The sequence below is a fragment of the Ruegeria sp. YTSA144 genome (assembly GCF_059610125.1).
This window is the reverse complement of the sequence record NZ_JBXWNA010000001.1, coordinates 526862-540438: the sequence shown is the minus strand read 5'-3', so window position 1 is coordinate 540438 and position 13577 is coordinate 526862. Positions and strand designations below refer to the sequence as shown.

Below are 13577 nucleotides of genomic sequence, written 5' to 3'. Positions count from 1 at the left end.
CAAGATTGTGGATGGAGTTGGGCTGAAATTTGCTGGTTTGGCTCGGAGACAAGAAAAAAGGCCGCGCTGAAGCACGGCCTTTGTTTTGTTCGAAACCTTGCCGGATCAGGCTTTGGCTTCGTCTTCCTCGGCAGGAGCGGCTTCCGGGGCCAGCTCTTCGTCCTCGGACGCGGCCGAGCCGATGTCGTCGAACAGTTCAGCGATCTCGAATTCAGCGGCTGCTTCTTCTTCTGCGGCCAGTTCCTGGATCGATTTGCCCGAGGCCTGAAGTTCGGCTTCTTCTTCCGAACGCGCCACGTTCATCTTGATTTCAACTTCGACTTCGGGGTGCAGCTTGACTGCAACCGAGTGCAGGCCCAGTTCCTTGATCGGATTGATCAGGATAACCTGCTTTTTGTCGACGGTGAATCCGGCTTCGGTTGCAGCGTCTGCGGCGTCACGCGGGGTGACCGAGCCGTACAGAGCGCCAGCATCCGATGCCGAGCGAATCACGATGAACTGCTGTCCGTCCAGCTTTTCAGCCAGTGCTTCAGCTTCTTTCTTGGTTTCCAGGTTGCGTGCCTCAAGCTGCGCTTTCTGGGCTTCGAACGACGCGATGTTGGCGTCCGAGGCGCTCAGGGCCTTGCCCTGGGGCAGCAGGAAGTTGCGGGCGTAGCCGGGTTTGACGTCAACGACGTCGCCCATCTGACCCAGTTTCGCAACGCGTTCCAGAAGGATAACTTGCATGTCAGTCTCTCCTTACTTCACGGCGTAGGGCAGCAGGGCGAGGAAGCGGGCGCGCTTGATAGCACGGGCCAGTTCACGCTGCTTTTTCGCCGAAACGGCGGTGATGCGCGAGGGCACGATCTTGCCGCGCTCAGAGATGTAGCGTTGCAGCAGACGGGTGTCCTTGTAGTCGATTTTCGGCGCGTTCTCACCCGAGAACGGGCAGACCTTGCGGCGGCGGAAAAATGGTTTTGCGGCCATGGTTTAGTGTCCTTTCCTCAGGCGGTGATCAACGACGCTCGCGGCGGTCGCCACGTTCGTCACGCTTCTGCATCTGAACCGACGGGCCGTCTTCGTGACCGTCAACCTTGATGGTCAGAACGCGCATGACGTCATCATGCAGGCGCATCAGGCGTTCCATTTCCTGAACCGCACCCGAGGGCGCATCGGTCTTCATAAAGGCATAGTGGCCCTTGCGGTTCTTGTTGATCTTGTAGGCCATCGTCTTGACGCCCCAATACTCGCTGTCGACAAGCTTGCCGCCGTTGTCAGCCAGTACGGTGCCGAAATGTTCGACGAGGCTTTCCGCCTGCGCGTTGGACAGATCCTGACGCGCGATCATTACATGCTCATACAGTGGCATGTGCACTCCTGTTTATGTCAAGGCGCATTTCATAGGCGGGGCCATCCGGTCCTTCGCGACCCTGCCACGAGAGGCTGCGCGATTCATTTGATTGCGAAGGATGGCCCGATATACACGTTTGAACCGCAGGAGCAAGCCCCGCCACATATGCCTTTGAGACGCCGCCCAATTTCCTTTGGGGTGCCCAAATGCTGACGCTTTTCGGCTCAAAGTTGTTTTGCATACCGGACGTTACCCGGACCAAACAGAAATTCGACAGTAACCTGAAAAAGGGTGAAGTGTTATGACCGCGACAAATACAAACACATACCGGGAAGAGGCGGCAAGCTCGCGCTTTGAGCATTCGGTGCCGGTAATGATTGCCTTCGCGCCAAACTGGAAGGCCCGTTTGATCCTGGCGCGGTTGGTCGGAGCGTTCCTGATCTTTTCCGCGTTTTCGATGTGGCTGATGCCGGGTTCGATCGTGGGTGCAGATGTCTGGCCGATCAAGATGGTGGCCTCGATGCTGTTTCTGATCGTCGGTGTCAGTTTGCTGACGATCGAAGTTCTTGATCAGCGCCCGGATGCCTATTTTGATCCGATCCGCCGCGAAGTCCGTGTTCTGCAAAAGAACGAAGACGGGCGCCCTCAGACAGTGCTGCGACGCAGCTATGAATCGCTGGGTGGTGCGCGTTTTGAAGAAAACGAAGTTCACCTGTTCGATGTGGATGGAAGCCTTTTGATGAAGCTGCCCCTTGAATCGGCGGATGTCAGCCGAGCGTTGAAGGGACAATTGAGCAAGAGCGTAACAATTTTCGGCTGAACTTTATTCTGTTCAAAAAGGAACAGATGTTGTGACTCGAAAAAGGTTGTGTGCCGCCGATAGGCGGCACATTTTGTTTGTGAGCAACCCAGACGGTTTGCATTCACAAAAACGCGGAGATTGTTATGAAATCCACCCTTCTTGCTGCTGCACTGGCCGTATCGGCGACCACGGCATTCGCCAGCGCCGAGAAATACGTGCTGGACCCGAGCCACAGCCAGGTTGTCTTCAGCTATGACCACCTGGGCTTTTCAACCACAACCGGCATGTTCTCGGGCTTTGAGGGCGAGATCATGTTTGACCAGGAAAATCCCGCCGCCTCCAGCGTGAGCGTATCGATGCCGGTACTGGAAATGTTCACCGGCTGGAAGCCGCGTGAAGATCACTTCATGACCGAAGATTTCTTTGGTGCGACCGAGGGCGATCTGATTACCTTTACCTCGACTGGTATCGAAGTGACCGGTGAAAACACTGCCAATATCACTGGCGACCTGACCATGAACGGCGTGACCAAATCTGTTGTTCTGGACGCCAAACTGAACAAGGTTGACACCCACCCGATGGCAAACAAGCCATGGGCCGGTTTCAACGCCACCACGACCCTTGTCCGTAGTGAATTTGATCTGGGCCAGTTCGCACCGTTTGTAAGTGACGAAGTGCAGGTGCAGATCTCGGTCGAAGCGCAAAAAGCCGAATAAGCGCGAGGCGACGAACAGGAAAACCGCCGGTGACAGGATCTCCGGCGGTTTTTTTGGCACTACTGACCGCGGGACGCAGCGAGTTCCACAGCGACTGTGACGGTGAAGCCGAGCGAATCTTCGGTGGGTTGCGATGCGCCTATGCCGAAATCCAACCTGTTAAGATCAACCGAGCCTGTCATGGTCGCGGTGTTGTCCTGAAGCTCCAGTGAAAACGGGAGTATGATATCGATCGTCTTGTCGCGGATTGTCAGCGGCCCGCGTGCCTCATATCCGCTTTCGGTTTTGAAAAGGTCAGCCGTGAATTGGGCCGTCGGAAACTGGGCGTTGTCGAAGAAATCCGCCCCCATGGCCTGTTCAGTTACGGTTCCGAGGCTGAGAGATCCTATTGCAATCGTGACGTCGACGGCCCCGGCCGGGCCGGGGTCAGTAGGTTCGTCAAAAGCAATTGCTGCCGTCCAGTCGGAGAACGAGCCGGTGACCGGGCTGCCCAATTGCGAGATCGTAATGGACAAGGTGCCGTTCTGAACCTGCCAGTCTGATTGCACCTCGGCCAGTTGGACGTCGGCGTCATCATCGTCGGCCTCACGCGCAAATTCGCCAGAGACCCAGCCGCCGGTGAGGACAAGCGCCCAAACGGCCACCGCGGCGACGGCGGGGACCAGGGAATGATGCTGGCGTGGAGGTTCCGGTGCGTCCGCCCCACCCGGCAACATCCTGCGCAACGTGCTGTCCTTGTCTATGACATGATGCTTCAATGCCCCGGCAACATGCAGGACCAGCGCGCCGACGAGCGTCCACATGAACAGCCAATGCAGGACGCCTGTCACCTCGGCCACAATGGTCGATTTTGGAACGAAAGGCAGGTTTTGGCCGAAGGGCCAGAGGATCGGAGCAAACCCTTCGGTTGCGGCGTGGTGCACCCAACCGGTCAGTGGCACAAGCACCAGTGACCCGTAGAGAAGCCAGTGGACAGTTTCGGCGGCGAAAGCCTCGGGCTTGTTGTCGGCATTCAACAGGCCGGGCTTGGTTTGCGTGAAAGCCCACACTATCCGAGCCAAAGCAACGAAGAACACGGTGACGCCCACGGTCTTGTGCAATGAGAACATGCGCGCCGCGCGTGCGATTTCGGCCTCGCTTGGGGCTGTGGGGGCATGCAATACGGCGTGGGCCAGGTTGTCCGCAATCCAGCCGAGCGGCAGGGCCGTGAAGATCAACAATGCGGTGAGCCAGTGAAACGTCTTTGCGACACTTCCGTAGCTTGAGAAGGAATTGGTCGAGGCCATGGGTGCAACGCTCCGGGATTCTGTGCTGCGCCCAAGTTAAGGTTATCGGAGGTCGACACAAGTAAGCGCTTGTGCACAGCCAAGGTGCCAGAATGCAGAACACAGGCAGAGCTTGTGCCAGACGATCAGTCAGTTTACACCCCGCCGCAACCTGACATCATCCATGAGGTTGCAATGACACTCGCGTTCGTTTTTCCGGGGCAGGGCGCCCAGACCATCGGTATGGGCAAAGCACTGGCCGATGCCTATCCGGCGGCGCAGGCCGTCTTCGATGAGGTGGACGAGGCGCTGGGAGAGAAGCTGAGCCACGTGATCTGGGAAGGCGACATCGCCGACTTGACGCTGACTCAGAATGCCCAGCCGGCTCTTATGGCGACATCCATGGCGGCAATGCGTGCGCTGGAAGCCGAAGGCGTTTCGGTTGGTCAGGCGGCTTTCGTGGCAGGTCATTCCTTGGGTGAATACTCGGCCCTTGCAGCTGCGGGGGCTTTGTCGGTTGCGGACACCGCGCGCCTGCTGCGCACCCGCGGTCTGGCGATGCAAAGTGCCGTACCGGTCGGCGAGGGCGCAATGGCGGCCATTCTTGGATTGGATCTGGAGGCGGTGCGCGCCGTTGCTGAAGAAGCCGCGCAGGGGCAGGTCTGTCAGGCTGCCAATGACAACGATCCAACCCAGGTCGTTGTGTCCGGTTCCAAGGCTGCTGTCGAGCGTGCCGCCGAGATTGCCAAGGAAAAAGGTGCAAAACGTGCCGTCATGTTGCCTGTAAGTGCTCCATTTCACTGTGCGCTGATGCAACCTGCGGCAGATGTCATGGCGGAAGCGCTTGCTGCCGTCGAGATAAAGGCGCCTTCCGTGCCTTTGGTAGCCAATGTGCGCGCCGAAGCCGTCAGTGATCCGGATCTGATCCGCCAGTTGCTGGTGGAACAGGTGACGGGGTCGGTTCGCTGGCGTGAAAGCGTGCAGTTCATGGCGGCGCAAGGCGTGACCGAGACATGGGAAATCGGTGCTGGCAAAGCGCTGTCCGGCATGATCCGCAAGATCGATCGTGCCATTTCGGGCAAGGCCGTGGGCACCCCGGAAGATGTTCAAAAGGCCGTTCAGGCCGAATCGTAAGCTCAAAACGCGTCGTGGCCGACGCACCAAGAGGAAAACCGAATGTTTGATTTGACAGGTAAGAATGCGCTGATCACCGGTGCTTCGGGCGGTATCGGAGGCGACATTGCACGTGCGTTGCACGGTGCTGGCGCAGCAGTCGGATTGTCCGGTACACGGGTCGAGCCATTGCAGGCTCTGGCAGATGAACTGGGCGAACGCGCGCATGTGTTGCCTTGCAATCTGAGCGATCCGGAGGCCGTCGAAGCGTTGCCAAAGCAAGCGATCGAAGCGATGGGATCGGTGGACATCCTCGTGAACAACGCCGGTATCACGCGCGATAACCTGTTCATGCGCATGTCTGATGAGGAATGGCAGAGCGTGATAGACGTGAACATGACCTCGACCATGAAACTGTGCAAAGGCGTGATCCGGGGCATGATGAAGTCACGCTGGGGCCGGATCGTGAATGTCTCGTCCGTGGTGGCCGTAATCGGTAATCCGGGGCAGGCGAACTATGCGGCGTCAAAAGCCGGAATGATAGGGTTTTCCAAGGCTTTGGCGCACGAAGTGGCAACGCGCGGAATTACCGTGAACGCCGTGGCGCCGGGTTTCATCACGACTGCAATGACCGAAAAGCTGACCGAGGAACAGAAAAAGGGTCTGTTGTTGAAGGTTCCGGCGGGCCGCATGGGTGATCCCGAAGAAATTGCAGCGGCTGTTCTGTACCTTGCCAGTCCCGAAGCGGGCTATGTTACCGGAAGCACCTTGCATGTGAACGGTGGTATGGCCATGTTGTGATCGCCACAGGGGCAGCGCGAAAGCGTTTGCCTCTTGCGTCGACTATGCTATAGGCGGCGCATCTATGCGGGGCCGGTTGTTCAGGTCGGCCTTCGACTTCCCGGTTCGCCGGGACCCAAACCGCCCGAAACGGGCAAATCAAAGCCAACCCGTGCGGGCAAGGGCAGAATCGGGCAGACCGCCCTGTAAAGGAATGAGGAATAGACATGAGCGACGTCGCAGATCGCGTTAAGAAGATCGTTGTTGAGCACCTGGGTGTTGAAGAAGATAAAGTCGCGGAAAACGCGTCCTTCATCGATGATCTGGGCGCAGACAGCCTGGACACCGTTGAACTGGTCATGGCCTTCGAAGAAGAGTTCGGCATCGAAATCCCCGATGACGCAGCCGAGACCATCCAGACCTTCGGCGACGCGGTCAAATTCATCAGCGAAGCGTCCTAAGCGTTTCCTTCTGATCAAAAGCGGCGCTTCCGGGCAACGGAGGCGCCGTTTTTTTGTGCCCGCTCAAAATTCATGCTTGCGCGTTTATATTCGGATACGCACTGTTTCCATTGAGGCAAAATTCAAAGTGGACAGGGCATGATAAGATCCACTCCCATGATAAATACCGCGCGTTTGACGCTGTGTGCCATGCGCCCGGAGGACTTTGACCGGTTCGCCGAGATCTGGAGAGATCCGTGCGTCGTTCAGCATGTTGGCGGCTCACCCCGATCGCGCGGAGAAGCATGGGATTCCTTTTTGCGCAATGCCGGGCATTGGCAGATGGCCGGGTTTGGACAATGGGGTGTGCTGCAACAATCGAATCGAAAGCTGATCGGACAGGCCGGTTTCTTTTACGGAAACCGTCAGATGGGCGAGGATTTCGACGGCTTTCCCGAGGCGGGCTGGGTTCTGGCGCCCGAGGCGCAGGGGCAGGGCCTGGGGTATGAGGCGGCCAAGGCAGCGCATGACTGGTTTGACCGGGTGATTCCCGGGCCATTGGTTGCGATGGTGAATGCGTCCAACGCCTCGTCGCAGAAACTTGCCAAAAAGCTGGGCTATGTATTGATGCGGGAAGGGGTGTATAATGAAACCCCGGTGCATTTGCTTCGGCGCAATGGGCCACCAGCGCTGGCGTGAATCCGCCACCTCGACACTATGCCGCAAAATGGCCAAACTGTGCCGATCCCAGTGATATTGGGAGGGCATTCCAGGTGTATGCTTCCGGGGATTTTCAGAGCGATTGAGCGGAGGACCGAGCTCATGAGGATATACCCCACTATGGAATTGCAGAACGGCCGGTGTGTCACGTTGGACAAAGGTCGTTTGCACAACGCCATGATTTGGCATGTAAACCCGGTCGAAACGGCGCGAAGCTGGGCCGAAGCGGGTGCCGAATGGATGCACCTGACCGATTTCGACGCGATCGAGGGCAAAGATACCAACGTCGAATTGATTGAAGAGATTATCCGCGCAGCCGAAATCCCGGTTCAGTTGGCAGGTGGTATGCGGACCCGCGAACAGGTCGAACGCTGGATCGACAAGGGCGTCGGTCGCGTTGTGATCGGGACGCTGGCAGCGCGCGAGCCGAAACTGGTCAAGGAGTTGGCCACGCTCTACCCGGATCAAATCGTGCTGTCGGTCGATGTCTGGCAGGGTTTTGTAATGACGGATGGCTGGCGCAGCCAAAGCGTATTCACGCCCGAAGCGTTTATCGACGCATTCGAAGGGGCGCCGTTTGCTGCTATCGTGGTGACGGATATCGACAGCGATATGGAGGACGTCGAGGCTCAGCTTGGCCTGATCTCGGGGCTTGCCAGCCATTCGCGCACCCCGGTGATAGCAAGCGGTGTTGTGCGTACTGCGGATGACATCTCGCGGCTGGCCTATATTCCCAATATCTCGGGTGCGATCGTGGGACGTGCACTGTTTCGCAAGACACTTGACCTGAACGATGCACTGGAAATGGCGAAAACGGCGCATGAGCCGGTGGCACAGTTCCAATAAACACGCTTCGCCCTTTCAATCGGATCCGAGAAAGGGCGGGCACCTGTTTCCGTAACCCAAAGCGGTACTGCTTCGGTTGCCCGGCGGCGGGAAGCCCGCCTGAAATCGCCGTTGCTCTTGCCCCCGCACCCCGGGCCGGGGTAAGAGCGGTTCTCATAACAGGAAGCAGGCAAGAGGCACTTCATGCGCAGAGTCGTTGTAACCGGTCTTGGATTGGTCACTCCTTTGGCCAGCGGGGTCGAGGAAACCTGGTCGCGGCTGCTGGACGGAGAGTCCGGCGCTGGTCCCATCACGCATTTTGATGCGGAAGGCAGTGGTGTCACCACGACCTATGCCTGCGAGGTCCCCCGCGGGGACGGAACCAACGGGACCTTCAATCCCGATGACTGGATGCCGCCGAAAGAGCAGCGCAAGATTGAGGACTTTATCCTGTATTCCATCGCAGCTGCGGAAATGGCCTGCAAAGATGCGAACTGGTTGCCGGAAGATGAAGAGGACCGGCTGCGAACAGGGGTTCTGATCGGTTCCGGAATCGGGGGGTTGGGTTCGATCGCGAATACCGCCAATCTGATCCGCGACAAGGGCCCGCGTCGGGTTTCACCGTTCTTTATTCCGGGTGCTCTGATCAACCTTGCATCAGGTCAGGTGTCGATCCGGCACGGCTTCAAGGGGCCGAACCATTCGGTCGTGACGGCGTGTTCGACCGGTGCCCATGCCATCGGCGACGCCAGCCGCATCATTCGCGCAGGTGACGCAGACGTCATGGTCGCAGGTGGCGGTGAAGGCTGCATCTGCGAGATCGGCATCGCCGGGTTCAACGCATGCAAGGCGTTGTCGACCAAATATGCCGATAACCCCAAAGCGGCCAGCCGACCCTATGACGTGGACCGCGACGGGTTCGTCATGGGCGAAGGTGCGGGCATCGTCATTCTGGAAGAGTATGAACACGCGAAGGCCCGCGGTGCGAAGATCTACGCCGAGGTGCTGGGCTATGGCATGTCGGGTGACGCGTATCACATCACGGCACCGTCCGAGGATGGTGACGGGGCAGAACGCTCGATGCGGGCGGCGCTGCGCAGTGCGGGGCTGGAGCCGAAAGATCTGGACTATATCAACGCCCATGGCACCTCGACCATGGCGGATACGATCGAGCTGGGCGCGGTTGAGCGTTTGCTGGGTGACCACGCCGCGAACGCCACCATGACGTCGACCAAATCGGCAACCGGTCACTTGCTTGGTGCTGCGGGCGCGATCGAGGCAATCTTCTCGATTCTGGCGATCCGTGATCAGGTAGCCCCGCCGACGATCAACCTGGACAACCCTGCGGTAGAGACACCGATTGATCTGGCCCCGAACGCAAAACGCGAGCGTGAGATCAATGTGGCCTTGTCGAATTCGTTCGGGTTTGGCGGCACCAATGCCAGCGTGATCTTCGGAAAGGCCAGCTAAATGTGGCGGGCCATTGCTTCGAACGCGCTGACCATTCTGGTGGTCGGCCTGTTCCTGATGGGCGGACTGATCCTTTGGGGGCAGAGCCAGTACAAGGCCGAGGGCCCGCTTGAAACCGCAATCTGCCTTCAGGTCAGAAGCGGATCGAACATGACACGTGTCAGTCAGCAGCTGCAAGAGCAGGGCGCGATCAGCAGTGCCACGATCTTTCGGATGGCCGCGGACTACACGGATCGGGCGCAGCAGTTGAAAGCAGGCAGCTTTCTGGTACGGGAAGGTGCGTCGATGGAGCAGATCATCGACGAGATCACCAGCAGCGGTGCCAGCACCTGTGGATCCGAGATTGAGTATCGTATCGGTGTGACGCGTGCTCAGACCCGTGTGCGCGAGTTGAACCCGGCGACCCTGGATTTCGTAGAAATCGCGTCGTTTGATCCCTCGGAAGACGAGGTGCCTGAGGCCTATACCGAGAAACGCAACGAGGCGGACACCCGTTACCGCGTATCACTGGCCGAAGGTGTGACCTCGTGGCAGGTGGTCGAGGCGTTGAAGGCGTTCGACGCTTTGACAGGTGAGGTGACCGAGATCCCGGCCGAAGGGATGCTGGCGCCGGACAGTTACGATGTTGTGGCGGGCCAGGACCGTAACGACATTTTGCAGGCGATGCAGGACAAGCAACAATTGCGGATCAATGCCGTTTGGGAAAGCCGTCAGGACGGGTTGCCGCTGCAAAGTCCCGAAGAAATGCTGATCCTTGCGTCGATCATCGAAAAGGAAACCGGAGTTCCGGAAGAACGCGGGCAAGTGGCCAGTGTTTTTGTGAACCGGCTGAAACAGGGGATGCGGTTGCAGACGGACCCGACCGTCATCTATGGCGTTACCAAAGGGCAAGGCACGTTGGGGCGCGGGCTGCGCCGCAGCGAGCTGAACCGACCAACGCCGTGGAATACCTATCAGATAGATGGTTTGCCGCCGACGCCGATTGCCAATCCGGGCCTGGCCAGCCTAAAAGCTGCTGTTGCGCCGGATGACACGGATTTCGTGTTCTTCGTTGCCGATGGCACGGGCGGTCATGCATTTGCCGAAACCTTGCAGGAACACAATCGCAATGTCGCCAAATGGCGCCAGATTGAGGCAGAGCGGAATTCGGGAAATTGATCTGAACGAAATCTGGTTCCGTTCATCGTGTTGCGCCAACGCCGGTCATTGAACCGGCGTTGGCTTTTTTGTGCCGTTCCGACCTTACGCCGCCGGACGTTTGCCGCGTGGGCGTCGCCGCTTGTTTGCCGCGGGTTTTCCTTCCCCGTAGGTGGGTTTGGGTTTGAACCCCCGGCGGCGGTTGTTCGGGCGGCGCGCCGGTTTTTCAGGTTGCACAGCTTCGGGCATCGAGCCACTGGCAACTGGGATTTCGATCTTCATCAGCTTTTGGATCTGGCGCAGCAGATCAACTTCTTCCGCGGAACAGAAGGCGATGGCTTCGCCTTCGCGCCCTGCGCGGGCGGTGCGCCCGATACGGTGGACGTAGTTGTCAGGCACCTCGGGCAGATCGAAGTTGATCACGTAGGCGACGCCCGGAATGTCGATGCCTCGGGCCGCAACGTCGGTGGCCACCAGAATGTTGATTTCACCCGCGCGGAACGCCTTGATCGCGCGATCGCGCTGACCCTGGCTTTTGTTGCCGTGGATGGATGCGGCGTTGTAGCCGTCAGCTACTAGGCCCTTCATCAGCCGTTCTGCACCATGTTTGGTGCGCGTAAAGACCAGTGTCAGGGCATCCACATCTTTCGAAAGGATTTCACGCAGCTTGATTGGTTTTCCGGGTTTGGAAACGAAGTGCAACGACTGCGTAATCTTGTCGGCCGCTTTGCCCGGAGGCGAGACCTGCACCCGCTGCGGGTTGGTTAGGTAAGCGCGGCTGAGCTCTTCCATCTGCTTCGGCATGGTGGCCGAAAACAGCATGGTTTGGCGTGGAGTGCCCAGTGCCGGCGCGATTTTACGCAACGCATGGATAAAGCCAAGGTCGAGCATCTGGTCAGCTTCGTCCAGCACCAGATGGCGGACCGCTCCGAGATTTACTGCACCACGTTCCATCAAGTCTATCAGGCGACCCGGTGTGGCGACCAGAATATCAGTGCCACGAGAGAGGAACATTATCTGCTTGTTGATCGACTGGCCGCCTACAACGGTGGCCACGCGCAGCTTGGTGCCCTTCGTCAGGGTGCGCAGGCTGTCGGCGATCTGGTTCACGAGTTCGCGGGTGGGCGCCAGGATCAGTGCCTTGGCGGTTTTCGGGTCGGGCTTGCCGGGTTGGGCCAGAAGGTGATCGATCAGAGGCAGGCCGAAAGCCAATGTCTTTCCGGTGCCGGTTTGCGCCAGTCCCAGAATGTCGTGACCATTCAGAGCAAGCGGAATCGCCTGGTTCTGGATCGGTGTGGGTTGAGTGAAATTGGCGCGTTTGAGTGCCTCGTTCAGTGCCGGGGCAAGGCCCAGCATATCAAAGTCGAACAAATAACTATCCTTTACAGCCCGGAGCGTTGGCCCGCGGACAGGTCATGAAGGGTCGCGCGTTGGCGACCGGCAGGGGTTGTGCGAGACCTCGGAACGAGCAGGTGCATCCTGCGCCATCCGGCCGTCGCGTCAAGAACCCTGCGTGATGGGGAACTGGAATGATGAGTTGGCGCTGTGGGGCGGACGAGGTCCGCTCGGGCTCACGCATCAGCGCTGTGATGTGGCGGACATGAGGGTTTCGCAATGGAATGTCAAGCACTGGTAAGTCTTCTGGTGGTCTTCTGAGTTGAAAGAGGCACTGTTCGCGGCACCGGACTGCCATGGAATTAGTGCGTTAAACCAACGGCCCTGTTGATCGCCATTCCAGTATTCACGGCTTGATAGGTTGGAAATGGCATCCTCTCGGCTGTGTAAATGTCGCGTCGGATCCAGTTTTGTGCTTCCAACTGGTGAAGGGATGAGGACAGCGCCCGATCTGTAATAACCGCAAGACCTGATTTGATGGCCGAGAAACGATGCGGGGTGCCTGCCAACGCCAGAACTGGCACAGTCCATGATTTTCGTAGAAGTTTGATTTCATCCTCAGAGCGGGCGGTATTAATTATCTTGCTGGCGACCGTGGCGGCCTGGGTTCCGAATGGCGTAAGTCGAAATTCTGGACGTAAAGGGTGCCCATGGCCGGGATTTCTTTCGATCATTCCAAGTTCAATAAGATGAGAAAGGCTGGCTGCAAAGGCCGTTCGGCTAGCGTCGGTCGCTGCCAAAAGCGGGGCTTGCCGGCCCGGAACTTTGGCGTGCAGCAGGGCAAGAATTTTCAGGGACCAAGCCCGCGATGTCAGCTTGACAAGTGTATTGATGTCCATAAAGTATAGTAGCTATATTTTAGATAAAAAGGAAGCCTCATGCCGCTCGTTTCATTGAAAAACACTATCACACTTGCGATGTCGGTGCGGGATCGACATGCCAGCGCGGAATGGTACGCTGCCAAGCTGGGATTTAAGCTTATCCACCACATTGATGAAGCAGGATGGAGCGAAATGCTGACGAATGTCGACGGAGTCACTTTGGGGCTGGGCGAACAGGCCGAAGCCTCTCCGGGGAATTGCGTGCCTGTCTTCGAAGTCGCGGATATCGTGGATGCGCGCAGAAAGTTGGAGGCGGCTGGAGTGGAATTTGACGGCGAAACGGACACGATTGAGGGGATGGTCAGCACGGCCACGTTCTATGATCCGGACAGGAATGCGCTAATGCTGGCGCAGGATTTGACAAGCCAGGGCTGAGAGCATCAGGTAAAGGAATACTCAACACAGCGGTCGCCCTGCGTTGCGCTCGTGTTGCGTAACTTATTGACATTACGTGCGTAATTCCGTACTAATTATGCCATGCTAGAAGAAGTGGGCAACGGCCCCGGGGCGACCCGGTGGCCGTTTTTTGCTTCTCTCGTGCGGAGAAAACTCACGCATGAGGTCACAGGCAAACATGACTTTGATTACCCCGGAAGAGCGGATTTCCCAGACGGCTGAATTGTTGCAGTCGCTTGAGAGGTCCATTCGCGATCTGCGGCAAGCGGCGGAAGACCTGCGCAAACAGATCGGAGCCGGGGAGGAT

General features: G+C 58.1%; 16 protein-coding genes. 10 read left to right on the top strand and 6 right to left on the bottom strand.

From position 1 onward, the window contains the following. Nucleotides 1–105: 105 nt before the first annotated feature. The 3 genes from rplI to rpsF are packed head-to-tail and all read right to left on the bottom strand — an operon-like array spanning nucleotide 106 to nucleotide 1348. The gene (gene rplI / locus AC2FF8_RS02800) at nucleotides 106–726 is read right to left on the bottom strand and encodes a 50S ribosomal protein L9 (protein ID WP_170343917.1); all 621 of its coding nucleotides are present in this window, start codon (nucleotides 724–726) and stop codon (nucleotides 106–108) included. A 12-nt stretch (nucleotides 727–738) separates the two neighbouring features. Further along, nucleotides 739–966, bottom strand: coding sequence for a 30S ribosomal protein S18 (gene rpsR, locus AC2FF8_RS02795; protein WP_005608650.1), 228 nt, complete (start codon nucleotides 964–966; stop codon nucleotides 739–741). 28 nt (nucleotides 967–994) lie between these two features. Continuing rightward, entirely contained in the window at nucleotides 995–1348 is a 354-nt protein-coding gene (rpsF, locus tag AC2FF8_RS02790) for a 30S ribosomal protein S6 (protein WP_170343918.1), read from the bottom strand. A 283-nt stretch (nucleotides 1349–1631) separates the two neighbouring features. Here rpsF and AC2FF8_RS02785 point away from each other — a divergent pair, with 283 nt between their 5' ends. Both AC2FF8_RS02785 and AC2FF8_RS02780 read left to right on the top strand, forming a co-directional pair. Next, nucleotides 1632–2150 carry a hypothetical protein gene (locus tag AC2FF8_RS02785; protein WP_117868609.1) on the top strand — a complete coding sequence of 173 codons (519 nt, stop codon included), beginning with the start codon at nucleotides 1632–1634 and terminating at the stop codon, nucleotides 2148–2150. A gap of 125 nt (nucleotides 2151–2275) precedes the next feature. Further along, nucleotides 2276–2848, top strand: coding sequence for a YceI family protein (locus AC2FF8_RS02780; RefSeq protein ID WP_170343919.1), 573 nt, complete (start codon nucleotides 2276–2278; stop codon nucleotides 2846–2848). A gap of 59 nt (nucleotides 2849–2907) precedes the next feature. Here AC2FF8_RS02780 and AC2FF8_RS02775 read toward each other — a convergent pair whose 3' ends face one another. Next, on the bottom strand, nucleotides 2908–4134 hold the full coding sequence (locus AC2FF8_RS02775; protein WP_496878861.1) for a cytochrome b/b6 domain-containing protein: 1227 nt from the start codon (nucleotides 4132–4134) through the stop codon (nucleotides 2908–2910). Between the two features lie 174 nt (nucleotides 4135–4308). Between AC2FF8_RS02775 and fabD the strand changes: the two genes are divergently transcribed. From fabD to mltG, 7 genes are all read left to right on the top strand, one after another. Beyond that, nucleotides 4309–5247, top strand: a complete 939-nt coding sequence (gene fabD / locus AC2FF8_RS02770; protein ID WP_170343921.1) for an ACP S-malonyltransferase — start codon at nucleotides 4309–4311, stop codon at nucleotides 5245–5247. A 42-nt stretch (nucleotides 5248–5289) separates the two neighbouring features. Next, nucleotides 5290–6027 (top strand): 3-oxoacyl-[acyl-carrier-protein] reductase, encoded by a 738-nt coding sequence (gene fabG, locus AC2FF8_RS02765; protein ID WP_170343922.1) that lies wholly within the window; start codon nucleotides 5290–5292, stop codon nucleotides 6025–6027. 206 nt (nucleotides 6028–6233) lie between these two features. Next, nucleotides 6234–6467, top strand: coding sequence for an acyl carrier protein (locus AC2FF8_RS02760; RefSeq protein ID WP_008756330.1), 234 nt, complete (start codon nucleotides 6234–6236; stop codon nucleotides 6465–6467). A 138-nt stretch (nucleotides 6468–6605) separates the two neighbouring features. Then, nucleotides 6606–7145 carry a GNAT family N-acetyltransferase gene (locus tag AC2FF8_RS02755; RefSeq protein ID WP_170343923.1) on the top strand — a complete coding sequence of 180 codons (540 nt, stop codon included), beginning with the start codon at nucleotides 6606–6608 and terminating at the stop codon, nucleotides 7143–7145. 123 nt (nucleotides 7146–7268) lie between these two features. After that, the gene (locus AC2FF8_RS02750; protein WP_496878860.1) at nucleotides 7269–8012 is read left to right on the top strand and encodes a 1-(5-phosphoribosyl)-5-[(5-phosphoribosylamino)methylideneamino]imidazole-4-carboxamide isomerase; all 744 of its coding nucleotides are present in this window, start codon (nucleotides 7269–7271) and stop codon (nucleotides 8010–8012) included. Nucleotides 8013–8195: 183 nt separating this feature from the next. After that, nucleotides 8196–9461 (top strand): beta-ketoacyl-ACP synthase II, encoded by a 1266-nt coding sequence (fabF, locus tag AC2FF8_RS02745; RefSeq protein ID WP_170343925.1) that lies wholly within the window; start codon nucleotides 8196–8198, stop codon nucleotides 9459–9461. After that, complete coding sequence (mltG, locus tag AC2FF8_RS02740) at nucleotides 9462–10619, top strand: endolytic transglycosylase MltG (RefSeq protein ID WP_170343926.1); 1158 nt, start codon at nucleotides 9462–9464, stop codon at nucleotides 10617–10619. It abuts the gene before it with no gap. An 84-nt stretch (nucleotides 10620–10703) separates the two neighbouring features. Here mltG and AC2FF8_RS02735 read toward each other — a convergent pair whose 3' ends face one another. Together AC2FF8_RS02735 and AC2FF8_RS02730 are read right to left on the bottom strand one after the other, a co-directional pair. Continuing rightward, nucleotides 10704–11969 carry a DEAD/DEAH box helicase gene (locus AC2FF8_RS02735; RefSeq protein WP_496878859.1) on the bottom strand — a complete coding sequence of 422 codons (1266 nt, stop codon included), beginning with the start codon at nucleotides 11967–11969 and terminating at the stop codon, nucleotides 10704–10706. Nucleotides 11970–12295: 326 nt separating this feature from the next. Continuing rightward, nucleotides 12296–12832 carry a winged helix-turn-helix transcriptional regulator gene (locus AC2FF8_RS02730; RefSeq protein WP_257598944.1) on the bottom strand — a complete coding sequence of 179 codons (537 nt, stop codon included), beginning with the start codon at nucleotides 12830–12832 and terminating at the stop codon, nucleotides 12296–12298. A 39-nt stretch (nucleotides 12833–12871) separates the two neighbouring features. On the opposite strand from AC2FF8_RS02730, the gene AC2FF8_RS02725 reads away from it, so the two are divergent. Continuing rightward, nucleotides 12872–13249 carry a VOC family protein gene (locus AC2FF8_RS02725; protein WP_496872042.1) on the top strand — a complete coding sequence of 126 codons (378 nt, stop codon included), beginning with the start codon at nucleotides 12872–12874 and terminating at the stop codon, nucleotides 13247–13249. Nucleotides 13250–13577: the final 328 nt, after the last annotated feature.

What these genes read in the sequence shown, in the direction of transcription:
- rplI (WP_170343917.1), bottom strand. Translation starts at nt 726, where the DNA reads ATGCAAGTTATCCTTCTGGAACGCGTTGCGAAACTGGGTCAGATGGGC.
- rpsR (WP_005608650.1), bottom strand. Translation starts at nt 966, where the DNA reads ATGGCCGCAAAACCATTTTTCCGCCGCCGCAAGGTCTGCCCGTTCTCG.
- rpsF (WP_170343918.1), bottom strand. Translation starts at nt 1,348, where the DNA reads ATGCCACTGTATGAGCATGTAATGATCGCGCGTCAGGATCTGTCCAAC.
- AC2FF8_RS02785 (WP_117868609.1), top strand. Translation starts at nt 1,632, where the DNA reads ATGACCGCGACAAATACAAACACATACCGGGAAGAGGCGGCAAGCTCG.
- AC2FF8_RS02780 (WP_170343919.1), top strand. Translation starts at nt 2,276, where the DNA reads ATGAAATCCACCCTTCTTGCTGCTGCACTGGCCGTATCGGCGACCACG.
- AC2FF8_RS02775 (WP_496878861.1), bottom strand. Translation starts at nt 4,134, where the DNA reads ATGGCCTCGACCAATTCCTTCTCAAGCTACGGAAGTGTCGCAAAGACG.
- fabD (WP_170343921.1), top strand. Translation starts at nt 4,309, where the DNA reads ATGACACTCGCGTTCGTTTTTCCGGGGCAGGGCGCCCAGACCATCGGT.
- fabG (WP_170343922.1), top strand. Translation starts at nt 5,290, where the DNA reads ATGTTTGATTTGACAGGTAAGAATGCGCTGATCACCGGTGCTTCGGGC.
- AC2FF8_RS02760 (WP_008756330.1), top strand. Translation starts at nt 6,234, where the DNA reads ATGAGCGACGTCGCAGATCGCGTTAAGAAGATCGTTGTTGAGCACCTG.
- AC2FF8_RS02755 (WP_170343923.1), top strand. Translation starts at nt 6,606, where the DNA reads ATGATAAGATCCACTCCCATGATAAATACCGCGCGTTTGACGCTGTGT.
- AC2FF8_RS02750 (WP_496878860.1), top strand. Translation starts at nt 7,269, where the DNA reads ATGAGGATATACCCCACTATGGAATTGCAGAACGGCCGGTGTGTCACG.
- fabF (WP_170343925.1), top strand. Translation starts at nt 8,196, where the DNA reads ATGCGCAGAGTCGTTGTAACCGGTCTTGGATTGGTCACTCCTTTGGCC.
- mltG (WP_170343926.1), top strand. Translation starts at nt 9,462, where the DNA reads ATGTGGCGGGCCATTGCTTCGAACGCGCTGACCATTCTGGTGGTCGGC.
- AC2FF8_RS02730 (WP_257598944.1), bottom strand. Translation starts at nt 12,832, where the DNA reads ATGGACATCAATACACTTGTCAAGCTGACATCGCGGGCTTGGTCCCTG.
- AC2FF8_RS02725 (WP_496872042.1), top strand. Translation starts at nt 12,872, where the DNA reads ATGCCGCTCGTTTCATTGAAAAACACTATCACACTTGCGATGTCGGTG.